The sequence below is a fragment of the Enterobacter sp. ECC-019 genome, assembly GCF_043974075.1.
GTDB classification, from domain to species: Bacteria; Pseudomonadota; Gammaproteobacteria; order Enterobacterales; family Enterobacteriaceae; genus Enterobacter; species Enterobacter asburiae_D.
Genome location: NZ_CP143759.1, coordinates 2,671,754 through 2,694,193 on the forward strand (window position 1 = coordinate 2,671,754; position 22,440 = coordinate 2,694,193).

23 protein-coding genes and 1 other RNA gene are annotated in these 22,440 nt (G+C 52.5%); 16 read left to right on the plus strand and 8 right to left on the minus strand.

The features are described 5' to 3' along the window. Positions 1-3: 3 nt before the first annotated feature. An RNA gene (rprA, locus tag V1566_RS12715) (antisense sRNA RprA) lies at positions 4-111 on the minus strand. A 210-nt stretch (positions 112-321) separates the two neighbouring features. After that, positions 322-1,437, minus strand: a complete 1,116-nt coding sequence (ydiK, locus tag V1566_RS12720; protein ID WP_370883838.1) for an AI-2E family transporter YdiK — start codon at positions 1,435-1,437, stop codon at positions 322-324. 199 nt (positions 1,438-1,636) lie between these two features. Between ydiK and V1566_RS12725 the strand changes: the two genes are divergently transcribed. The 3 genes from V1566_RS12725 (at position 1,637) to V1566_RS12735 (ending at position 5,380) form a co-directional block, all read left to right on the plus strand. Continuing rightward, positions 1,637-4,693 carry an FAD-binding and (Fe-S)-binding domain-containing protein gene (locus V1566_RS12725; protein ID WP_395303513.1) on the plus strand — a complete coding sequence of 1,019 codons (3,057 nt, stop codon included), beginning with the start codon at positions 1,637-1,639 and terminating at the stop codon, positions 4,691-4,693. Beyond that, positions 4,690-5,100: a 1,4-dihydroxy-2-naphthoyl-CoA hydrolase gene (gene menI / locus V1566_RS12730; RefSeq protein ID WP_023311321.1), complete on the plus strand. Its 411-nt coding sequence runs from the start codon at positions 4,690-4,692 to the stop codon at positions 5,098-5,100. The genes V1566_RS12725 and menI overlap by 4 nt, the downstream gene beginning before the upstream one ends. Before the next feature lie 85 nt (positions 5,101-5,185). Further along, the gene (locus tag V1566_RS12735) at positions 5,186-5,380 is read left to right on the plus strand and encodes a YdiH family protein (protein WP_003857766.1); all 195 of its coding nucleotides are present in this window, start codon (positions 5,186-5,188) and stop codon (positions 5,378-5,380) included. 50 nt (positions 5,381-5,430) lie between these two features. On the opposite strand, the gene V1566_RS12740 is transcribed toward V1566_RS12735, so the two are convergent. Then, positions 5,431-6,060 carry a helix-turn-helix domain-containing protein gene (locus V1566_RS12740; protein ID WP_395303514.1) on the minus strand — a complete coding sequence of 210 codons (630 nt, stop codon included), beginning with the start codon at positions 6,058-6,060 and terminating at the stop codon, positions 5,431-5,433. A gap of 69 nt (positions 6,061-6,129) precedes the next feature. Next, positions 6,130-6,789: a helix-turn-helix domain-containing protein gene (locus tag V1566_RS12745; protein WP_311390627.1), complete on the minus strand. Its 660-nt coding sequence runs from the start codon at positions 6,787-6,789 to the stop codon at positions 6,130-6,132. Positions 6,790-7,207: 418 nt separating this feature from the next. Between V1566_RS12745 and V1566_RS12750 the strand changes: the two genes are divergently transcribed. The 6 genes from V1566_RS12750 to V1566_RS12775 all read left to right on the plus strand — a co-directional run bounded on the left by V1566_RS12750 (position 7,208) and on the right by V1566_RS12775 (position 13,245). Further along, on the plus strand, positions 7,208-7,738 hold the full coding sequence (locus tag V1566_RS12750; RefSeq protein WP_395303515.1) for a fimbrial protein: 531 nt from the start codon (positions 7,208-7,210) through the stop codon (positions 7,736-7,738). A gap of 78 nt (positions 7,739-7,816) precedes the next feature. Then, complete coding sequence (locus V1566_RS12755; RefSeq protein ID WP_395305987.1) at positions 7,817-8,494, plus strand: molecular chaperone; 678 nt, start codon at positions 7,817-7,819, stop codon at positions 8,492-8,494. A gap of 46 nt (positions 8,495-8,540) precedes the next feature. Further along, positions 8,541-11,069 (plus strand): fimbria/pilus outer membrane usher protein, encoded by a 2,529-nt coding sequence (locus V1566_RS12760; RefSeq protein WP_395303516.1) that lies wholly within the window; start codon positions 8,541-8,543, stop codon positions 11,067-11,069. An 11-nt stretch (positions 11,070-11,080) separates the two neighbouring features. Beyond that, positions 11,081-12,028 carry a fimbrial protein gene (locus V1566_RS12765; protein ID WP_395303517.1) on the plus strand — a complete coding sequence of 316 codons (948 nt, stop codon included), beginning with the start codon at positions 11,081-11,083 and terminating at the stop codon, positions 12,026-12,028. A gap of 11 nt (positions 12,029-12,039) precedes the next feature. Further along, positions 12,040-12,552 carry a fimbrial protein gene (locus V1566_RS12770; protein WP_395303518.1) on the plus strand — a complete coding sequence of 171 codons (513 nt, stop codon included), beginning with the start codon at positions 12,040-12,042 and terminating at the stop codon, positions 12,550-12,552. A gap of 51 nt (positions 12,553-12,603) precedes the next feature. Further along, the gene (locus V1566_RS12775) at positions 12,604-13,245 is read left to right on the plus strand and encodes a helix-turn-helix transcriptional regulator (RefSeq protein WP_395303519.1); all 642 of its coding nucleotides are present in this window, start codon (positions 12,604-12,606) and stop codon (positions 13,243-13,245) included. A gap of 67 nt (positions 13,246-13,312) precedes the next feature. On the opposite strand, the gene fdhF is transcribed toward V1566_RS12775, so the two are convergent. From fdhF to ycgZ, 4 genes are all read right to left on the minus strand, one after another. Then, positions 13,313-15,463: a formate dehydrogenase subunit alpha gene (fdhF, locus tag V1566_RS12780; RefSeq protein WP_395303520.1), complete on the minus strand. Its 2,151-nt coding sequence runs from the start codon at positions 15,461-15,463 to the stop codon at positions 13,313-13,315. A 191-nt stretch (positions 15,464-15,654) separates the two neighbouring features. Further along, a complete protein-coding gene (locus V1566_RS12785) occupies positions 15,655-15,933 on the minus strand; it encodes a biofilm/acid-resistance regulator YmgB/AriR (protein WP_023311323.1) in 279 nt (92 codons plus the stop codon). Positions 15,934-15,962: 29 nt separating this feature from the next. Then, positions 15,963-16,283 carry a hypothetical protein gene (locus V1566_RS12790; protein ID WP_395303521.1) on the minus strand — a complete coding sequence of 107 codons (321 nt, stop codon included), beginning with the start codon at positions 16,281-16,283 and terminating at the stop codon, positions 15,963-15,965. 4 nt (positions 16,284-16,287) lie between these two features. Beyond that, positions 16,288-16,527: a regulatory protein YcgZ gene (ycgZ, locus tag V1566_RS12795; RefSeq protein ID WP_029739771.1), complete on the minus strand. Its 240-nt coding sequence runs from the start codon at positions 16,525-16,527 to the stop codon at positions 16,288-16,290. 338 nt (positions 16,528-16,865) lie between these two features. On the opposite strand from ycgZ, the gene V1566_RS12800 reads away from it, so the two are divergent. The 7 genes from V1566_RS12800 to V1566_RS12830 all read left to right on the plus strand — a co-directional run bounded on the left by V1566_RS12800 (position 16,866) and on the right by V1566_RS12830 (position 22,433). Then, complete coding sequence (locus tag V1566_RS12800) at positions 16,866-18,086, plus strand: diguanylate phosphodiesterase (RefSeq protein ID WP_395303522.1); 1,221 nt, start codon at positions 16,866-16,868, stop codon at positions 18,084-18,086. 188 nt (positions 18,087-18,274) lie between these two features. After that, on the plus strand, positions 18,275-19,009 hold the full coding sequence (locus V1566_RS12805; protein ID WP_395303523.1) for a MerR family transcriptional regulator: 735 nt from the start codon (positions 18,275-18,277) through the stop codon (positions 19,007-19,009). Between the two features lie 1,061 nt (positions 19,010-20,070). Beyond that, positions 20,071-20,385 (plus strand): DUF1778 domain-containing protein, encoded by a 315-nt coding sequence (locus V1566_RS12810; protein ID WP_395303524.1) that lies wholly within the window; start codon positions 20,071-20,073, stop codon positions 20,383-20,385. Beyond that, positions 20,366-20,905 (plus strand): GNAT family N-acetyltransferase, encoded by a 540-nt coding sequence (locus tag V1566_RS12815; protein ID WP_395303525.1) that lies wholly within the window; start codon positions 20,366-20,368, stop codon positions 20,903-20,905. The genes V1566_RS12810 and V1566_RS12815 overlap by 20 nt, the downstream gene beginning before the upstream one ends. 150 nt (positions 20,906-21,055) lie before the next feature. After that, on the plus strand, positions 21,056-21,391 hold the full coding sequence (locus tag V1566_RS12820; RefSeq protein ID WP_395303526.1) for a hypothetical protein: 336 nt from the start codon (positions 21,056-21,058) through the stop codon (positions 21,389-21,391). 82 nt (positions 21,392-21,473) lie between these two features. Further along, a complete protein-coding gene (locus V1566_RS12825; protein WP_395303527.1) occupies positions 21,474-21,728 on the plus strand; it encodes a hypothetical protein in 255 nt (84 codons plus the stop codon). A 111-nt stretch (positions 21,729-21,839) separates the two neighbouring features. Continuing rightward, positions 21,840-22,433 (plus strand): hypothetical protein, encoded by a 594-nt coding sequence (locus V1566_RS12830; RefSeq protein ID WP_395303528.1) that lies wholly within the window; start codon positions 21,840-21,842, stop codon positions 22,431-22,433. Positions 22,434-22,440 lie beyond the last annotated feature (7 nt).

The following is a 22,440-nucleotide window of genomic DNA, read 5'->3' on the forward strand; positions in this document are numbered from 1 at the left end:
AGGATAAAAAAAAGCCCATCGTGGGAGATGGGCAAAGACTACACACAGCAATTCGTTGTTTCACTCAGGGGATTTCCATGCTTATAAATCAAGGTGTTGATTTATAACCGTGTGCTAATAGTAGGCATTGTGTTATTTAGCGTCGATCGGATTCGTCTCAATAGTTTAAGAGGCGTAAAGATTTCTTGAGGTTAATAGCAGACTTACTGCTGAAAGAGCGGGTCTGACCAGTGAGTAACGAATAAATACTTTAGCAGCGTTAAAGTATCATGAGGGGGAATGTAGGCCGGGTAAGCGTTAGCGCCACCCGGCAAAAAAAACTTAATGCGTGTTTTTCTCTTCCAGCTCTTCCAGTTCGCTCAAAATCACGTCCGGGTCAGTCCCCGGCGGCGGAATTTCATGCACCCAGGCGGAGAACAGGCGCCAGGTGACGGCGAGCAGCACCGGGCCAATAAACAGGCCAATCATGCCAAAGGCAATCAGACCGCCAATCACCCCGGAGAGGATCAGGATCAGCGGCAGGTCAGCACCCATGCGGATGAGGATCGGGCGAATGACGTTATCCATGGTGCCGACCACGCAGCTCCAGACCAGCAGCACCGTTCCCCACGTGGTATCACCCGTCCAGTAGAGCCAGATAATGCAGGGTACCAGCACCAGCAACGGTCCCAGTTGCGCAAGGCAGGTCATCAGCATGACAACGGTGAAAATGGTGGCGTACGGTACGCCGGAAATCGCCAGACCAATACCGCCCAGCACCGCCTGCACCAGCGCGGTGACCACCACGCCCAGCGCAACTGCGCGCACGGCCTGCGCAGCCAGCAGTACCGCAGCGTCACCGCGTTTGCCCGCCAGGCGGGTGGCAAAGTGACGAACGCCTAAAGCTACCTGCTCACCGCGCCAGTAGAGCAGGGCGCTGAAGAGCAGCATCAGGGTACAGTGCATCATAAAGCGGCCGATATGCGCCGCCTGACCGACAAACCAGGTGGTGGTGGTGCCAATGTACGGGCGGACTTTTGCCATCAGCGCGCTGCCGCCCATCTCCAGCAGGCTATGCCAGCCGCTGTAGAGTTTGGCCCCCACCACCGGAATGCTGTTCAGCCAGGCGAGATCCGGCAACGTCAGGTCACCACTGCTGATGGCGCGAATAACGGGGCCACTGGAATCCACCAGGCTATTCACCAGCAGGGCAATAGGAATAATAAACAGCAGGAACAACAGGAGCGTCATGACCAGCACGGCTAACCCGCGACGGCCAAACAGCAGCTTCTGCAAGCGCAGCAGCAAAGGCCACGTGGCGACGACAACGGTCGCAGCCCACGCAAAGCCGAGAATAAAGGGTTGAACAATCCACAGACACGCAATAATCATGAGGGCCAGAAACAGCACCGACAGCAAAATTTGCGCAACATCCCTGGGCTGGCGAAGATTGACCATAAATGAAACTTTCCTTAAAAGAACGCCAGTACCACTGGCGGGAACGGAAAACCGCGTCTCTTTAATCATTAATGATCTCAGCGGTTTTTGACAGGCGGATTTTGCCTGTAATTCAGCAGAGATTATAAGAAAAAAATGTGATAAAACTTTTAAGATACACGCAAACGATTTCATACAACTCTAATTAGGGTCGACAGTCATGATCCCACAGATTTCTCAGGCACCTGGCGTCGTTCAGCTGGTGCTTAATTTTTTGCAAGCACTGGAGCAACAGGGTTTTACAGGTGATACCGCCACGAACTATGCCGACAGGCTGACGATGGCGACCGATAACAGTATCTACCAGCTTCTTCCCGATGCCGTGGTTTTCCCTCGTTCAACGGCTGACGTCGCGCTTATCGCCCGGCTGGCCACGCAGGAGCGGTTTGCCTCGCTGGTCTTTACGCCGCGCGGCGGCGGCACCGGGACCAATGGTCAGGCGCTGAATCAGGGCATCATTGTTGATATGTCGCGCTATATGAACCGCATCATTGAGATCAACCCGGAAGAGGGGTGGGTGCGGGTCGAAGCGGGCGTCATCAAAGATCAGCTCAATCAGTATCTCAAGCCTTACGGGTACTTTTTTGCCCCTGAGCTCTCCACCAGCAACCGCGCGACCCTTGGCGGGATGATTAACACGGATGCCTCCGGGCAGGGCTCGCTGGTCTACGGTAAAACTTCCGATCACGTGCTGGGCGTGCGTGCGGTGCTGCTGGGCGGCGATATCCTCGATACCCAGCCGATGCCGGTCGAACTGGCGGAAACGCTGGGCAAAGATAACACCGCCAGCGGGCGCATCTATCGCACCGTGCTGGAACGCTGCCGCGACAACCGCCAGCTTATTCTCGATAAATTCCCAAAACTGAACCGCTTCCTGACCGGGTACGATCTGCGCCACGTCTTTAACGACGACCTGACCCAGTTTGATTTAACCCGCGTGCTGACCGGCTCCGAAGGGACGCTGGCGTTTATTACCGAAGCGCGGCTGGATATCACACGGTTGCCGAAAGTGCGCCGTCTGGTGAACGTCAAATATGACTCCTTCGACTCCGCGCTACGCAATGCGCCGTTTATGGTGAAAGCGCAGGCGCTTTCGGTAGAGACCGTCGACTCTAAGGTGCTCAATCTCGCCCGGGAAGATATTGTCTGGCACTCCGTGAGTGACCTCATTACCGACGTGCCGGATAAAGAGATGCTCGGTCTCAATATCGTGGAATTTGCCGGCGATGATGCGGAGCTGATTGAGCGCCAGGTCACCACGCTCTGCCAGCGTCTGGATGAGCTGATTGCGCAGGGCGAAGGCGGCGTCATCGGCTGGCAGCTCTGTAACGATCTGGCCGGGATTGAGCGTATCTATGCGATGCGTAAAAAAGCCGTGGGCCTGCTCGGCAATGCGAAAGGGGCGGCGAAGCCTATTCCTTTTGCCGAAGATACCTGCGTGCCGCCTGAGCATCTGGCGGATTATATCGTTGAGTTTCGCGCCCTGCTGGACAGCCACGGCCTGAGCTACGGCATGTTCGGCCACGTCGACGCCGGGGTACTGCACGTGCGTCCGGCGCTGGATATGTGCGACCCGCAGCAGGAGATCCTGATGAAGCAGATCTCCGACGACGTGGTGGCCCTAACCGCCAAATACGGTGGTCTGCTGTGGGGGGAGCACGGGAAAGGGTTCCGCGCGGAGTACAGCCCGGCATTCTTCGGGGAACAGCTCTACGCGGAGTTGCGTAAGGTAAAAGCGGCATTCGACCCGCATAACCGCCTCAACCCGGGTAAAATCTGCCCGCCTGAGGGTGTTGATGCCCCGATGCTACAGGTGGATGCCGTCAAGCGCGGCACGTACGACAGGCAGATCCCGATTGCGGTGCGCGCTTCGTGGCGCGGCGCGATGGAGTGCAACGGCAACGGCCTGTGCTTTAACTTTGATGTGAAAAGCCCGATGTGCCCGTCGATGAAAATCACCAGCAACCGTATCCACTCGCCGAAAGGGCGGGCGACGCTGGTGCGCGAGTGGCTGCGACTGCTGGCCGACCGCGGGGTGGATCCGCTCAAGCTGGAGCAGGAACTGCCGGAAAAACGGGCCAGCCTGCGCTCGCTGATTGAGCGCACCCGCAACAGCTGGCATGCCAACAAAGGAGAGTACGATTTCTCCCATGAGGTGAAAGAGGCGATGCCCGGCTGTCTGGCCTGTAAAGCCTGCTCCACCCAGTGCCCGATTAAAATCGACGTGCCGGAATTCCGCTCGCGTTTCCTGCAGCTTTATCACACCCGATATCTCCGCCCGGTGCGCGACCATCTGGTGGCGACGGTGGAAAGCTACGCGCCGCTGATGGCGCGTGCGCCAAAGACCTTCAACTTCTTTATCAACCAGCCGCTGGTGCGCAAGCTCTCCGAAAAACACATCGGCATGGTCGATCTGCCGCTGCTGTCGGTCCCGTCTCTGCAGCGCCAGCTTGTGGGCCACCGTTCGGCAAACATGACCCTCGAACAGCTGGAGGCGCTGGCTCCGGAGCAAAAAGCGAATGTAGTGCTGGTGGTGCAGGATCCGTTCACCAGCTACTACGATGCGCAGGTCGTGGCCGATTTCGTCCGTCTGGTGGAGAAAGTGGGTTACCAGCCGGTTGTGCTGCCGTTCTCTCCCAACGGCAAGGCGCAGCACATTAAAGGTTTCCTGAACCGCTTTGCGAAGACCGCGCAGAAAACGTCTGACTTCCTGAATCGCGTGGCGCAGCTCGGGATACCGATGGTCGGCGTCGATCCGGCACTGGTGCTTTGCTATCGCGATGAATACAAGCAGACGCTGGGCGATAAGCGCGGCGATTTCAACGTGATGCTGGTGCACGAATGGCTGCCGATGGCGCTGGAAGAAAAGGCTGTTCAGGATGTCAGCGGTGAACCCTGGTATCTGTTCGGTCACTGCACGGAAGTGACCGCACTGCCGGGTGCCCCCGCGCAGTGGGCGTCTGTTTTTGCCCGCTTTGGTGCGAAGCTGGAGAGCGTCAACGTAGGCTGCTGCGGGATGGCCGGAACCTACGGACACGAAGTGAAAAACCACGCCAACTCGCTCGGCATCTATGAGTTGTCCTGGCATCAGGCGATGCAGCGTTTGCCGCGAAACCGCTGTCTGGCGACGGGTTACTCCTGCCGCAGCCAGGTAAAACGGGTAGAGGGTAACGGTGTACGTCACCCATTGCAGGCTTTACTGGAGATAATTGGATGATCTGGAAACGAGCCGTGACGCTGCAGGCGCTGAACGCCATGGGCGAGGGGAATATGGTGGGGCTGCTGGATATCCAGTTCATTCGCATTGGCGACGATGAGATTGAGGCTACAATGCCCGTCGATAGTCGCACCCACCAGCCGTTTGGTTTATTGCACGGCGGAGCATCCGTCGTGCTGGCCGAAACGCTGGGCTCGGTGGCGGGGTATCTCTGTACCGAAGGGGAGCAGAAGGTTGTCGGACTTGAGGTGAATGCTAACCACATTCGTTCGGTGCGCAGCGGGCGCGTGCGAGGTGTTTGCCGCGCGCTGCACGCCGGAAGCCGCCATCAGGTGTGGCAAATAGATATTCTCGATGAGCAGGATCGCCTGTGCTGCTCGTCGCGGCTGACCACGGCGGTTGTGTAAAGTTTTCAGATGTTTTGCCTTTGGTCAAAAACTAGCCAGTGCGTTGTGATATACTGGTCAGGTTTTGTACATAAGCGAGGACATCATGGATACTGAAATAACCCCAACACAGCTGGCAATTGAATATTTACGTCGCGATAAGAGCAACCTGTCTCCGGCGCAGTACCTGAAAAAGCTGAAACAGCTTGAGCTGGAATTTACAGATTTGCTGGCGCTCTCTTCGAATGAACTGAAAGAAGAGATCTACTTTGCCTGGCGGTTGGGCGTTCACGTCCATTGAGTACATGAGAATAAAGGGGCCGCGAGTGCGGCCTTTTTTGTGTCTGACATTCAGTATCGGGCGGGGAGTTTATTGATTTTAATGAGCCTGCCTTCTTCCATTTCGATAAATCCGCCGGTTTTTAAATCCGCCAGAATGCGCATCACGCCGCTGCGGGAGAGCTGGGTTTTCTCCCTGATATACCTTTCCGCCGTCACGCTGAGCCGATAACTCTCATCTTCCTCCATCAGCTTGACCAGCTGCTGGCGAATCATCTCATACGCCGTCGGCGCGCCCTGCGGCATCACGTTGTTATATAGACGGCTATACACAAACATGAGCTGTTGAGAAAGCAGTCCCCACAGCGCTTTCTCTTGAATAATGGCATTCACACGCTCGGTGGTGAGCGTTCCAATCAGACAAGGGCTGACGGTCTTAATATAATCATTGAAATAGATATCGGTGAGGTTAGCGAGGCCGAACACCGCGGGGCCGCGGGCCGTGGACAGCATCATGTCATCGCTTCTTCTGTAGATGGCGATGGTTCCTTCAAGAATTAAATAGCACATCCCCTGACCGTTGTCTTGCAGGTCCAGACGCTCGCCACGGGAGGCGCGATGGGTTGTGCAATCAGGCAACAGGTGTGAAATAAGCTCTTGCGCGTAGGGAGAACCCCGTTGAGACTTTTCTGGAAGGGACATGGTAGCCGACAACCTTAAAAATAACCTGGCTAATTATAGCGCTTCTCCCGGGTACAGGCACGCTGGCTGTCAATATTTTCGCGGCAGATGGTGAATGTCAAGCAGCACACCACGCTCCATGGTGATGTACTTCCCGGTCCGCAGTTCTGCCAGAATACGCATAATTCCGCTACGTGAAAGATACGTCCGGCTTTTGATGTACGCGGCCGCCGTCGTATTTTTCCGTATGGCATCGGGCTCCTGCATAAGCTCAACAAGCTGGAAGCGAATGATGTCGTAGGCGGACATTTGCGATATTTGCGCGCAATGCTCATAAACGCGTGAGGCCGTATAAATAAGCAGCTTTGAAAAGTGCTCCCATAAATCCTGCTGTGAAACAATTTGATTAAACGTCTCCAGCGACACGCGGGCGATTTCTGCCGTCTCCAGGGCCCTGACGTAGAGATGCTCCGAAGAAAATTGACTGCTGACACCCAGAATAAACGGCGCAGATTCAGAGTTTAAAACAATACCGTCGCCACGACGATGAAGCGCTACGCTGCCCTGGAGAAGTAAAAAACACTGGCGCACATCATCTTTATAATAATGTACGGTTTCTCCCCGACAGATGACCAGTCTGTTCGCAGCAGGCAGCACTGATTTAATCAGGGTATCGATATGGATAAACGGTTTTAAACCAAGAACGGTAGATTCGTGGCTATTTAATGGCGTGGTTAAACGCGTATTCATAAGATACCTCACAGCGACTACGGATTCGATCGTTTTTTGATCTGCGCAGGGAATTATCTTAAAAATGAAGAGGTCAGGGAATGTTTCGGCAAGGTCCAAAAATAGACCGCTGCGAGCCTGATATCTAACGTGTTGAATGAAAACAGAAAGGCGATCAAGTCTACTAATAGACCAGGGGAATGAGGAGAAAGCCTATTCTTAAAGAAATGTTGATTTTTCGTTAAATCAGAGTCTACAGCTAGACCATCAAAAAGTTGTGTTCATTAAAATGATTATATAAATTTTAATCAGTCAGTAAGAAAGACCTTAAGTCATTTATTGAGAAATAAAAGAATGTATAGCGATTCTTTTATCAGCTTTCTGCTGCATGAATTTCAATAATAAATAAAGTTATCCCGTAAACAGGAAAATGAAGATTATGAAAAAGAACATTATTTTAGCGATGGTTGCGACAGCATCTGCCTTAATGGTGGGCAATGCTTTCGCTGCTGCAGGAACCGTTAACTTTAATGGTAACATCCTGGATTCTGCCTGTGATGTGGCGGTTGCCTCTCAAAACCAGGTGGTCGTATTAGGTGATTATTATAAAACAGAATTTACGACGACGGGTTCCAGAACGGCGGCAACGCGATTCGATATTATTCTGAAAAACTGCCCGGTTACCGTCACCAGTGCCAAAGTCCGATTTGACGGTACGCCAGATCTGACCAACGCCGACCTGCTGGCCATCGATACCTCCGTTGCCGGTGCGGCTACCGGTATTGCCATCAATTTAATGACCGCGGATAAAGCCGATCTGCCGCTGCACTGCAGCAACAACTACAACTATACGCTAAGCAGCACCGCTGACAACACGCTGAACTTTTACGCGCAGTATATTTCAACGGCGGCAGCGGTAACGGCCGGTCCTGCAAACTCCGTCGCTAACTTCTCCGTTGTTTATAACTAGTCGTAAAGCATAACAATAGCCAGAACCGCGAGGCGCTGCGCGGGGGCATTTATGCCCCCTTGTTTTAAGAGGTTTGAAATGAATGTTATTAGCAAAACCCTGCTGACCGCGGCGGTGATTACTGCGTCGCTGTCACAAGCGTATGCCGGGGTCGTGATTGGCGGTACCCGCGTAATATTTGATGGTGGGAAAAAAGAGGCAGCCATTAGCGTAAATAATGTGGAACAAGCCCCTTATTTAATTCAGTCCTGGGTCGACATGCCAGAGGGTAATGCTAATAAAGCGCCATTTATCGTCACGCCCCCCCTGTACAGGCTGAACGGTGGCCAGCAAAACATTGAGCGTATTTTATTCGCTGGATCGTTACCGCAGGATAAAGAGAGCCTGTTCTGGTTAAATATTAAAGCGATACCGTCCGCCACGAAACAGGCAAACGCGTTGCAAATTGCCGTTAAAACCCGCATCAAACTCATTTATCGTCCGGCAGGTCTGAAGGCATCAACGCCTGAAGAACAGGCGAGTAAATTAACCTGGTCGCGGAGCGGAAATAAAATTCAGGTGACTAATTCCACGCCGTACGTCATTAACTTTAATGAAATAAGCGTTGGCGGCAAAAAACTTGAAGATGTCACCTGGGTGGATCCTGGCAAAGTGGCAATATTTAGCCTGCCGCCAGGTGCCGCTGGTAATCAGATTATATTCAAAGTAATTAATGATTACGGTAGTCCGGGAATAGCGCATCAGGCCAGTTTTTAATTCCTGAATAAAGCAGCAGCCTCAATATCTAGTCAGGTTTATGATGATGGCAACGAAAAATAAAAAAATGCAACCCGCGCGGCTGGCGATATGTATTGCCTTCGCGCTGGCTAATGCAGTTCCCGCGGTTAACGCCAGTGATTCTTTTAACGCCGAACTGGTGGAGCTGGATAATCCGGGAATGGGTAAAGCCGATTTATCTGCGTTTGAATCAGGTTCGCAGGCACCAGGGAAATACCATGTTGACATCATTCTTGACGACCAGCTTATTGAGAGCAGCGATATTGATTTTGTTGCCGGAAAAGACGGGAAGGAAAACGACAGCCTGCAGCCTTGCCTGAGCATTGCACAGCTAAAAAAATGGGGCGTCAAAACGGCGCTGTTTCCCAACCTGGCTGTTGAAAACGCAACCTGCGTTAACCTGGAGGCGATCCCTCACGCCAGCACGGATTTTCAGTTTAGCGCGCAGCGGCTGGTTATCAGCATTCCTCAGGCCGCGATCGATTTGCCTGCCAGAGGGTATGTCCCGCCAGAACAGTGGGATGAGGGGATCGTCGCCGCGATGCTCAACTATAGCCTGAGCGGCGCAAACACCTGGGCAAAACAAAACGGCAGTAAAAACACCAACAGTCAATATGTCAACCTGCGCCCGGGCCTCAACGTTGGGCCGTGGCGGTTGCGAAATTACACCACCTGGTCGCGGGATGAGAGCGGTCAGGACAAATGGGATACCGTCTACACCTATGCGCAGCGGGCCATTATTCCGCTCAAAGCGCAGTTCACCCTGGGGGATAGCTCTGCGCCAGCCGACGTGTTCGACAGCATGCCGTTTCGCGGCGGACAGCTGGCTTCAGATGACGACATGCTCCCGGATTCGCTCAAAGGCTATGCGCCCGTCGTGCGGGGTATTGCGCGTACCAATGCGCAGGTGATTGTTCGCCAGAATGGCTACCAGATTTATCAGAGCTATGTCGCGCCCGGCGCATTTGAAATTACCGATATGTACCCCACGGGCGGTGCGGGCGATCTGGATGTCACCGTTAAGGAAGCTGACGGCAGCGAGCAGCATTTCACCCTGCCTTATGCCTCATTACCGGTTTTACAGCGTGAAGGGCGCCTGAAATATGCGGTGACCGGAGGGCAGTATCGTTCCTATAGCAGCAGCGTTGATAAGACCCCGTTTGGGCAAATCACCGGAATTTATGGTTTGCCGTATGGCCTCACGCTCTATGGCGGGCTGCAGGAGTCGAGCAAATATCAGTCCATCGCCACCGGTCTCGGGAAAAACATGGGTAATTTCGGCGCGATTTCGGCGGACATGACCCAGGCCTGGTCCACCCTGCAGGGGGGTGAGAAATCCAACGGACAGTCCTGGCGGGCGCGATACAGCAAGAACTTTGTGGGTACCGGAACCCAATTTTCGATTGCGGGCTACCGCTACTCGACCAGCGGCTACTACGGCATGCAGGAGGTCCTCGATTCCTGGGGTGACAGCTCCGCGCTTCAGGACCGACGTCGCAACCGGGCCGAACTCACGATGAGCCAGACGCTGGGCGGCAATCTTGGCTCGCTGACGCTGAGCGCGGCCCGTGAGGACTACTGGAATTCGGGTAAAACGATGGCGTCATACAGTCTGGGTTACAACAACTACTGGCACAACATCAGTTACGGACTCACCTGGACCTACAGTCAAAACGGCAGTGCGGGTTCATACGATGACAATAAACGGTACGACAAAGATCGGCTGCTGGCCTTTAACGTCAGCATTCCTCTCGATAAATTTTTGCCGCAGACCTGGGCTAACTATAACGTGAGCGCCAGCAAGAATAACGGCACCACACAGAACATCGGCTTGAACGGCGTGGCGCTGGAAAACCACGCCCTGAACTGGAACGTGCAGCAGGGATACGGGTCGGACGGTGTTGGCTACACGGGCAATATGAATGGTGATTATAAGGGAACCTACGGCGAAGCGACGGCGGGTTACAGCTACGACAAAAACAGCGAGCGTCTTAACTATGGCCTGCAGGGGGGCATACTTGCTCACAGGGAGGGGATCACGCTTTCACAGCCTCTGGGTGAGACCAATGTTCTGGTTAGTGCGCCGGGTGCGCACGACGTCGATATCCACAATCAGGCGGGCGTTAAAACGGATTTTCGGGGGTATACGGTGGTCAGTAATTTGTCCGTATACCGTAAAAATGACATCACCCTGGCCCCGGAAAGCCTGCCGGATGATGTTGAGCTGGATATCAATACCCGGACGGTGACGCCGACGCGCGGCGCGATCGTTTTGGCCGACTATCAGGCGAAGGTGGGGCGACGGGCGTTATTGACTTTACTGCATAACGGCCAGTTTGTTCCCTTTGGTGCAACGGCAAGCCTGAAAGGTGCCGACGGCAGCAGCGTTATTGTTGGCGATAAAGGCCAGGCTTATCTCACCGGTCTGGACGCACAGGGAACCGTCTTCGTCACGTGGGGAGCGGAAAGCGACCGACAATGCCGCGCACCGTACGTGCTTTCCCCGCAGTCGTCGGCAGGCGGAATTACCGAAATTAACGTCAATTGTCTTTAGGGTTTTTTAACATGCGCTTGATTAACATCATATTCCTGCTGTGTGTCGCAGCAGGCTGGAACAGTGCTCATGCAGGAACCTGCACGACGATTACGCCGCAGGAATCAACCTTGTCCATTGGCACAATTACGGTCCAACGCGATGTCGCCGTGGGTACCGTATTATTTTCGCGAAATGCGACACTAACCGGTTCCTATTTAACGGGATGTACCAACCCGTTAATGCTGGGTTTTAGCATGCGCTACCTTAATGCGACACCAGGTACTTACGGTAATCATGTTTATAACACCAATGTAAACGGTATTGGTGTGCGCTTTTCATCGGGTAATTATTTTGAAAACCCGACCAATACCTTTTCTTATACTGCGCAGGCAAGTTATGTCGAATGGTGGGGCGGTAAAATAGAGCTCATTGTTACCGGACCGGTCGTGTCGGGTTCACTGACGCCGGGCGTGCTGGGCGTGGTGATGCTGCAGGGCAGTGACGGCGTTTATCGTGATGGCCTGACGACGACGCTGCTGGACGGAACCATCAACGTGCTGGCCTGCAGCATTACAACACCGCAACTGACATTTCCGATAGGTGATATTTCTGCCGCAGTTTTTGGCTCAACGGTAGGCACCACACCGGCGGGCGCCCAAAATACGCAGAATCTCGGGCTTAACTGCGATGCGGGGGCTAACGTCAATGTGTCACTCAGCGGTATTCAGAACCCGGACGTAGCAACAACGAGCGTGCTCGCGCTGACGGGGCAGGGTAATACCGGCACGGCGAAAGGGGTTGGCGTTCAGTTGCTCTACAACGGTACCCCCATCACGTTGAATACGCGTCTACCGTTAAACGTCGCCACGGGCGGGCAGCAGGCGTTTCCATTAACAGCGCGTTATTACCAGACGCAAACGACAGTTGAACCCGGTACTGCCAATGCGTCTGCAACCTTAAATTTGACGTATCAGTGATGGATAAAACGATGAATATTCTGCGCACGGCAGCGCTCGGCGCCACATTAATCAGCTGTCATTTATTTGCGGCGGACAGTGTAAACGTCAGCGTGACCGGAAATATTGTTGCCTCCCCCTGTATCTTTAACGGTGGGAATAACACTCTGGATATTAATCTCGGCAATATTCAGGCGTCCAATATGGCCACGCCGGGGTCGACATCCGATCCCGTGCCTTTTAGCCTGCTGTTTACCCAGTGTCCGGCGGGCACGCGCAGCGTTACGGTCTCCTTTACCGGTAACCCCGATCCCGTCGCGGGAGCGGATTATTACATGAACAGCGGTTCGGCCACGAACGTCGCGATTGCGATGAGCGAGGCTGCAACCGGTGCGTTAAAAGGCACGGGGACAAGCATTACGCAGAGCATTACAGCAGACAGAACCGCGACGATGGCCATGCAGGCATCAGTCAAATCTATGACCGGCGGTGCGACGCCGGGGAGCATCAGTGCCGTTGTGGTCATGACGATGCAATACAACTGATCGACACGCGCGTTAGTTGTCCTTATTGATATGCAGATGTCGGTAATTGTTATGTTGAATATTCTGATTAAAGAACCGGATTCTTTTTTTAAAAATGGCCTACAATATTTTCTTGTAGATTTTTTTCTGCATAATTTCAGGCATCAAATTCATTTTGATACTGAGCTTACTTATGACAGCGTCAGTGCCGCCGATATTATTATTCTCGCTTTATGCCCTGGGGAAACGCTGACCTGTATTCCCGAATTGAAAGCGCGAAAAAAAGGGATTGTGATTGGTCTGGTAGACGATGAACGGCGTTTTTCCGCATTTTCATCCTGTTTTCAGAATATGATATTCATCTCCCGCCGCGCCCCGCTTGGTCAGGTTAGCGAGATGCTTTTTATTGCCTGGTATCGTACGCAACTGCCGGGATATCGCTGGCAGCATAAAGGCTGCTTCGAGTGCCAGCATAAGATACTCTCGCCGCAGCAGATTCGCGTTACGGTGAATTTTTACCGAGGGTTATCGGTAGGGCAGATTGCGGATGTGCTCAGGACGAGTGATAAAACGGTATTCACGCATAAGTATTTGCTGATGCAAAAATTCGATCTGCGCAGTGATTTTGAGCTTATGGCGCTCATTCACAGGATGGTCGAAAAAAATGCCTACCCGAATAAATTGCGTGACCATCTGATCGGGTACGACGGATGAGGGGAAGAGACGGTGGGACTGTCGTCGTGTTGTTACCGGGTGGCGGTTAGGCCACCCGACATTTTCTTCAGACATTCACCGCGCTAATCAGTCGCGACTTCATGGACTGATACGCCGACGCGGCATAGTCCTCTGCCCAGCGCTGGTCCTCAATCGCCTCCAGCTGCACCGCGCAGTACTTCGTTTCCGGCGTTTTGGAGATGGGATCGAGATTATCCTGGGTCAGCTCGTTACAGGCGCCAATCCACCACTGATAGGTCATATAGACGGCCCCGGCATTGATACGCTCGCTGATGCTGGCGCGGGTAATCACTTTGCCGCGACGCGAACGCACCCAGACCAGCTGTCCGTCAGTAATGCCCAGTTTTTCCGCATCGGCAGGGTGCATTTGCACCCGGCCCGGCTCATCGGCCAGGCTTTGCAGCGCGGCGCAGTTCCCGGTCATCGAGCGGCAGGAGTAGTGTCCCACTTCACGTACCGTGCACAGCACCAGTGGGAAATCCGCATCCGGGGTTTCCGCCGGCGCGCGCCACGGCGCGGCAAAGAGCTGCCCTTTACCGGTTGGGGTGTCGAACTGATTGTCTTTATACAGGTACGGCGTTCCCGGATGATCCAGCGTCGGGCACGGCCACTGCACGTGGCCCATCTCGCCCATTTTTTCATACGTCACGCCGTAGAAGAGAGGGCACAGCTCGCGCATTTCATCCCAGATCTGCTGGTTGGAATCATAATGCATCGGGTAGCCCATCTCGGTGGCGAGCAGGCTGATGATTTCCCAGTCGCGCTTCACGTTGCCGCTGGCCTCAATGGCTTTGCCAAAACGCTGGAAACCGCGATCGGCACAGGTAAAGACGCCGCCGTGTTCACCCCAGGAGGTGGCAGGGAGCAGAACGTCCGCCACTTCTGCCGTTTTGGTCATAAAGATGTCCTGAACCACGACAAAGTCGAGCGCCTCAAAACCGCTGCGAACGAGGCCGAGATCGGCTTCGGTCTGAAGCGGATCTTCCCCCATGATGTAGTAGGCCTTGACCTTGCCTTCCAGCGCCAGATGAGGCACCTCGGTAATGCGCGTCCCGACCCGATCGTCCATGTTATTGACGTCAATCCCCCAGGCATCAGCGAACTTCTGCCTGACCGCCGGATCGGTCACATCCTGATAGCCGGGGAACATATTCGGCAATACGCCCATATCGCAGGCGCCCTGGACGTTATTCTGACCGCGCACGGGCCCGACGCCGACGGCGGGTCGGCCCAGGTTACCGGTCAGCAGCGCCAGGCTGGAAAGCCCTTTGACCACATCCACGGCCTGACCAAACTGGGTCACGCCCATCCCCCACATCACGGTGGCGGAAGGGGCCGCCGCGAAGGTGCGCATCGCCTGACGAACGTCGCGGGCGGGAATGCCGGTAAGATGCTCGACCTTCTCCGGCGCATAGTCTTTCACCGTCTGGCGATAGGCCTCAAGCCCCTCCGTAAAGCGCGCCACATAGCTTTTGTCGTAGAGTTCCTCTTCCAGCAGCACGTAGCCAAAGGCGTTCACCAACGCCATGTTGCTGCCGTTTTTCAGCTGCAGATGCTGGTCGGCAATACGCGCCGTTTCAATGCGCCGCGGATCGCAGACGATAATTTTTGCGCCGTTTTCACGCGCTTTCAGTACGCGGCGGGCGACGATAGGGTGGGAGTCCGCGCAGTTATAGCCAAACACCAGCAGGCATTTTGAGTTTTCAATATCGTTGATTGAGTTGCTCATTGCGCCGTTGCCGAGCGTTTCCTGTAAACCGGCCACGGAAGGGCCATGACAGACGCGCGCGCAGCAGTCCACGTTGTTGGTGTTAAGCACCGCGCGGGCAAATTTTTGCATCACATAATTTGTTTCATTGCCGGTTCCGCGGGAGGAACCAGTGGTCATGATCGACCGCGGCCCGTGCTGCGCTTTAATGCTGCTGAGCCTGTGGGCGGTGTAGCGGATAGCCTCTTCCCAGCTGACAGGGGTGAATGCCTCGCCTTTGTGGTAGCGGATCATCGGCTGAGTCAGGCGCGGGGTGAGCAGACGGGTATCGTTGAGGAAGTCCCAGCCGTAAAAGCCTTTCAGACACAGGGTGCCCTGGTTTGTGACGCCCTCTGCCGCTTCGGCACGGATGATACGGTTATTTTCAACGACAAGGTTTAATTTACAGCCTGCACCGCAGTAGGGGCAGACGCTGGCGATCTTTTTCATCAATAACAGACCTGTTAAGAAATGAAGCAAAGTTGACTGGAAAACCCAGTCCCGTAAGCAGAGGTAAGCAGGAATCGTGCCAGGTTGTCTTTGCTGGTTTTACAGGGTGTTACGCGGGAAAGGCGCGTGTCATCGTCAGACTGTTCGTCAGTTTTGACGATGACACGTTAGGGGGCGTTGAGCGCAGGAGCTTACAGATCGTCCATCGTGTAACCCACCACGATTTCCAGAGTCTTACGAATTACATCCGCCTGAACCACATCGTGGGTGGCTTCCAGCGTCTGAATGAGCCAGAGGATGATCGCTTTATTAGACAGATGGCCTTCGGAGGCCAGAACACAGCGTACTGCAGTAGAAAAAACAGCGGACTCTTCAGCAAAACGATCGCCTGCGTGACGGAAATATTCCGACAGCGCACTGTCTAAAAAAGCCGAATGGTATTCGGGTTGAAGCTGAATATTTTGTCTCATTTGTTCTCACCGTAGCTGTTAAATTGCAGTCAATGTATTTTTTTGGGGTCGGACGGTTTTCCACTTCCAAATAACGGCACTACATTGTCTCTGTTATCGTTGAGAGGTCCCTCTCTGTTCGTTCGTCCTTGCGCGGTTCTGCGACGTGTAAAGGCGATGCTGTTTGAGCCGATCTCGGCAATCACCGCCGCAAGTGTCTCCCGCCGCCGGGGATCCTTTTCATGTTCTTTCATTACCCGCAGACGCTGCAGCAAACCTTCAGTTGTCACTGGCCCCCGCTCTTTCAGAAGAGAAAGAACGGCTTCACCGATAAGCGTGTCGATCAGTCGGTCTGCGTCACTGCTATTCATCACGTTACCGTTCGAAGAGCAGGCCAAGCAGCATGTGGTAATGCTCTTCCTCTTCCGGACCATCGGCCCTTTCGAGGCGGCTGAGCAGTTTGGTACAGAGCGATTTGCGATTGAGGTTCCGCCCGTCGCTGAGAATTTCGACAACCACCTGGCCCAGCGTCTCCTGCTGGGTAGGAAGTGCGGCTTTTTCGAAGTACTGTGCGATCGCTGCTGCGGAATCTGTGGCGTAACCTTTCTGCTGCATGTTTCGCTCCTGTAAAATTTTGTAATCACTAACGTTACAATTAAGGTATACACAATTCCTAAATCTGTACATATAAAATGTACAGAATTTTAATATTTTTATGATATATTTTATAAATTACTTTATTTTCATGTGGTTGCTTGCGTAACAGGAACCAGTAACGTTACGGGATATATTGTACAAAAAGGTCTGGTACGGGTAAGTTGTACAGCACAGAAAAATGTTTCATTAACTGCCGTAAATGGTTGAGATGTAAATTATTTGTCAGGCAATTAATGTGCTATAAATAATCTTTACCCACCTTTTTTGTGGTCAAAACCCTAACCCCCAGGAAGAGCATGCTCACAACCATCATTTACCGCAGTCACATCTGCGAGGACGTTCCAGTGAAGGCGCTGGAAGCAATGGTCGCTGCTGCAAATAGTAAAAACCGGCAATCCAATGTCACGGGGATCCTGCTGTTTAACGGCACACATTTTTTTCAACTGCTTGAAGGACCGGTGGAACACGTTTCTGCTATCTATGAGCAGATCTGCAACGACCCGCGCCACCATAACGTGGTGGAGTTGATGCGCGATCACGGACCTGTCCGACGCTTTGGCAACGTGGGCATGGAGCTCTTTGATTTGCGCCACTTCGACAGGGACGAAGTGCTGCAGCATGTGCTCAACAGGGGGACGACGCGCTACCAGCTGACGTATAACGACCGCCCGCTGCAGTTTTTCCGCACCTTTGTTGAGGCCACGGAAAAAGCGAACTATTTTGAACTGCCGCCGGCGGATTCCTGGGAGTTCGTTCGCGAAGAAACGTCCTTGTCCGGGCAGCCTGAGGTGGTCGCGAAGGGGGCGGATTGCAGCTTTGCGTTCCAGCCGATAGTCGATCCGTTTATGCAGCAGGTCGTCTCCTGGGAGGCGCTTCTCCGCACCCCTGACGGCGACCCGCCGGGGGTCTATTTCGCCAACCGCCCGCGTGACGAGGTGTATGCCTCTGATTTGCAAAGCAAACAGGTGGCGCTCTCTATGGCCAGCGCGCTGGGGCTCCAGGACCAGACGTTGTCCCTTAACCTGCTGCCCATGACGCTGGTCAACATTCCCAACGCCGTGGATTTCCTGCTCACCGCGATCGAAGCAAATGGGTTTGTGCCGGAGCAAATTGTGGTGGAGTTCACCGAGAGCGAAGCCATTTCCCGTTTTGATGAATTCACGGATTCGGTCAGGCAGTTAAAAAGCGCGGGCATCAGCGTGACGATCGATCACTTTGGCGCCGGTTTTGCCGGGCTGCAGCTGCTGGCGCAGTTCCAGCCGGACAGAATTAAGATTAATCGCGATCTGGTGGCGAACGTGCATAAAAGTGGCCCCCGGCAGGCCATTATTCAGGCGATTATCAAATGCTGCTCCTCGCTTGAGATCCAGTTCTGCGCGGTAGGGGTAGAGAAGGCGGAAGAGTGGATGTGGCTGGAGTCCGCGGGAATTTCCCAGTTCCAGGGGCATCTTTTTGCCAGCCCGCGATACGGCGGTATTCCCGCGATTGCATGGCCGGAGAAAAAGTTCGACTTCTGATAAAGCTGTACACAATCCGGCAGAGTTAACTGTACGAATGGCAAATTTTATACAACAATGTATTAACCGGTGGATGGGAAAGAACCCCGTTCACCCGTTCAAAATGCGGTCTTAGTTATACAAATGGTGTGTACAATCTGATAAGGTTGGTGCAGTTAGGTATGGAAGTTCTGAGCGTGAGGGAGTTAATGGCCTATTACAGTATCGGCGAAGTGGCCGAACGATGCGGTATCAACCCCGTTACGCTGCGTGCCTGGCAGCGCCGTTATGGATTGTTGAAGCCGCAGCGCAGCGAAGGGGGGCATCGTCAGTTCGACGATGAAGATATCCTGCGCATTGAAGAGATCAAGCGCCTGATGAAGAGCGGCGTCTCGGTCGGAAAAGTCAAAGCCCTGCTGGAGAACAAAGAAGTGCTGACGCAGGGGAACTGGGTCTCGTTCCAGGAAGAGATGATGACCGTTCTGCGTTACGCCAGCCCGGCAAAGCTGCGAGCCAAAATCAGTGAATTCCGCCGCGATCACGCGATAGACGCGCTGATTGACAATATTATCTCTCCCGTCCGTCAGCGAATGAATCAGGATCAAAATACCGTGCGTCACATGGCGAGCCTGTTTGACGGCGTACTGATCGAATTCGCCATTGCAAGCCTGGCGGAGTCCCGCAAAAAAGCCGGTAAAGACGCGCTGCTGATTGGCTGGGAATGCGATGACCGCACCCCTCTGTGGCTGGAAGCTGCGCGCTTATCGCAGAAGGGCTGGCACATAGACGTGCTGGCAGAACCGATTGACTCACCGCGTCCCGAGCTTTTCCCCGGGCAAAAAATCTTCGTCTGGACGGGGAAATTGCCAACGCCTCGCCAGCAGGAACAGCTAGATCACTGGCGTGAGCAGGGGTTTGCTGTCTCATTTCATCACGGATCCTGAGAGGCCTTAAGGGCCTTTTTTTGTTTTTGTTCCTTTCCTCACTAAAGCTATCTCAAAAATAGGCATTGTTTATGCGAATGCCATTTACCAGCCTAATTTTAAACAACTTTTCGTAATTTCCCTTTGCCTTGGGGGCGTGTCGGGGGCGTAGCCGTCGGCATGTTGTTGTTCAGCATTCCCACCTGGTCCTGGTTCATTTCTCCGACCCATTTTGAATAAACTTCATAAACCATCCGAGCATCTTCGTGTCCCATCTGGCTGGCAATAAACGACGGGTTAGCGCCCGCGGAGAGTGCCCAGCATGCAAAAGTTTGGCGGGACTGATAGGGATCACGCTCACGAACGCCAGTTTTTTCATTCCCCGGCGCCAGCTATAGGCGATCGAACCTTTAGAAAAATACTCGGTTTTAATTTTTGAGCGCGAAGTGGGGGTGAAAACGAAACTTTCTCTGATGCGCCGAATATCTGTGCTTCGGTTGCTCAACAACTTCGCAAGGGCGGTGTGGCATGAGCGCTATTACCAGAGTAGAGGTTGAAGCGATTCTCGCACGAATCCACGAGGCAAATGAAAGGGATGCGTTGGAATCACGCGTGATGAAGGAGAGAGACTCGTGCGTATCGTGATGGCATCGCTGGATGCTGGAGCGCTTACAAACCCAGAACGACAGGAACTGATAAAGCTCCGCAACGAAGACGCACTGCGTCGGCAACAATGGGCGCAGAACATGCTACTTGGCTGAATCCTTCCAAAACTGTGAACCCGTTTCGGCGGTTTTTTTATACGGCTATCAGCCGTACGTATTGACATGTCTTGTGGGGTGGCGTAAATTTGCTCATACGGTTATCAGCCGTATCGTTTCCCCCTAAGGTGTGCAGTATGAACCGTCAGTTTTTGGGATGGTTCAATATAAAAGATAGCGATAAATACGCTATCAATAATTAAATTGATGAGGTTTTTTACAATGGTAAATCAGAACGCAATCGTCTCGAATTTTCAAAGGGTTAGAGTAAGAAATTGAATTTTATAAGGAGGCAATACTAATAAAAACTGCGAGGTATATATGACTAATTTGACAGCGTTTCCAACAGACGCCAAGAGTATAAAAAATGCTCGCGTTGAGTTGAAGACAAGCAACGATCTAAAAGATGTACTCCGTGAAGCGGCAACGGCCGCAGGACTGGATTTAAGTGCGTTTATCCTTAACGCAGCCCTAGAGCGAGCTGAAAGCGTGCTGGAGAATCAGCGCCGCCGACAGCTTTCAGAACAGAGCTGGCAGCAGGTTAACCAACTTCTATCCGAACCTGCTGCGCCAACGCTTGCTTTGAAAGCGTTAATGCGAAGAAGGAAAGTCAACCATGGAAACACCACTAAATGATGTAGAAAACGAATTAATGGTTTGTGCTTATCAGTCTGATATCACTTACCCCGGCGTAAAACATTTTGACTGTGGGAACGCAATTGTTAACTCATTTGTACGTAATTCTCTAAAGAAGAGCGTCAAAGACGGCAATTGCGCTGCCAAGGCCCTTATCGATAAAGACTCTGGCGAGCTGATAGGTTTTTGCAGCTTCAGCGCCTTCTCATTAGAGAAAGGCCGCCTGGCCGGAACTATCGTCGGCTCATTGCCGAACGACGTCGGGGTAGTGCGTCTGAACATGTTAGGCGTGGCTACTAAAGAGCAAAATAAAGGCTACGGGCAGGACTTACTTGCCGAATTTTTTGAGCAAGTGAAGATCATTCACCAGGCCCTCCCGATAAAGGGGGTTTACCTGGATGCAGATCCAAAGGCCGTGAATTTTTACGCGCGCTTAGGGTTTGTTGAGTTGCAGGAACCACCAAACGCGTTTGGTGCGATACCAATGTTTCTCGCTATCCAGCACATCCTTGCTGCTTAGCAAAAGAACCCGCTCCGGCGGGTTTTATATTTTTAGATGAATGCGGCTGTTATTCAGTATTCGGTGGCGTAGATCAAGTGACAGAGTGGAATGACGTACTAAGATAATTCTGATTAAACATTATCTAAGTAACATACTCCGAGGAAGATGATGAATATTGAAGTTTTACGCTATTTAGAACATGACGGTCGCGAACACGTCGAGGAGTTGGTTGCACCGACTAAGTATGATAGTGATGCAACATTTGCAGTTATAAAGATCCTCATAGCAAATGATGGCAACGAAGATGCTTTGAGTGATAAGCAAAAATTCCATCTCAAAACTTTCGTAGAGCCTTTAATCTACGGTGTCCGTTGCTCTGGTATTTATGGTGAAGATACTTGCACAGGTGACGGCTTCGTTGACGATGAATCTCTGTTGATGAGCTATCAAGAGGACGATTTTAAGTGCCAACTATGCCGGTATGACGCGGAAAATCGACATTGATTATCAACATTAGGAAACCCATCTCTACGGGACTTCTAATATTTTCAAGTAGGACCTGTACCGACTGATACTGGAGGATTGTATGCATGATTGTATCTTGGTTGAAGGAACTGGACGCTGCAAGTTAGTAAGGATTGAAGAAGGCAGGCAGGAGGTAACGATCGCTAATCCTGGTACAGGTCATTACTATGGATTTCGTGTCAGGGAGTATTCCATCGAGTCGGATGGGGAGAGGAAGCTTTATCTGATTGCGAGTGGAGACCCACAGGATGATGGTGATGTTGTCGATCTTGTGAAGGAATTTAACCCAACACCGATTCGAGATGGTTCATCTTGAATATTGCATACCCGCTTCGGCGGGTTTTTTATTGGTTGACAAAAGTTAAAATATGCACCAACATCTTAGTTGACAAAAGTTAGTTTTTGCACGGTAATACGGAGAGCTTTAATGCAAACCCATCCCTATCCTTGGAATTTTTTCCCTGAGCTGACAGAAGAGCGTTTAACTATCATCGCTGAAGAATTGCTCAAGATCCAAGATATCACTCATGAGCTTTTATCGTCATCCATTGACGATAACTACACGCGCGGTGGAGCCACTTTTGGCCGACAGCGGCAGTCACTCTTGCAAATGTGCGTTCGTAAAAAATATGACTGGATGAGGCTTCTTAATCCTGGCATGGATCTTACCTTCTCTATTGGGAAGGTGCCAATCCGCTTTTTCACTGATGACGCTGACAATCCTAAGAAACGTGGATTTTTTAAAAGAAACGATGTAGATCAGCTTTTCGAAACTGAGGCCACAACTCCAACGATGCATCGATTCATCGTTGAGAAGCCTGAGTTTGAAGGAGAAGGCGGTAAAGTAATCTTTAATGGTTATAACGTGTTCGGAGAGATTGTATCAACCTGGACATACGGGGCGGGGCGTGTTGTTCTGCTGAACTCTGTTGATGATGTACCACCTACACCGGTACCTATCGAGCTAGAACCTATCAGTGCATCTAAGGCTGAGAAGGAAAAGAAACAAAATAATAAATAGTAGGTGA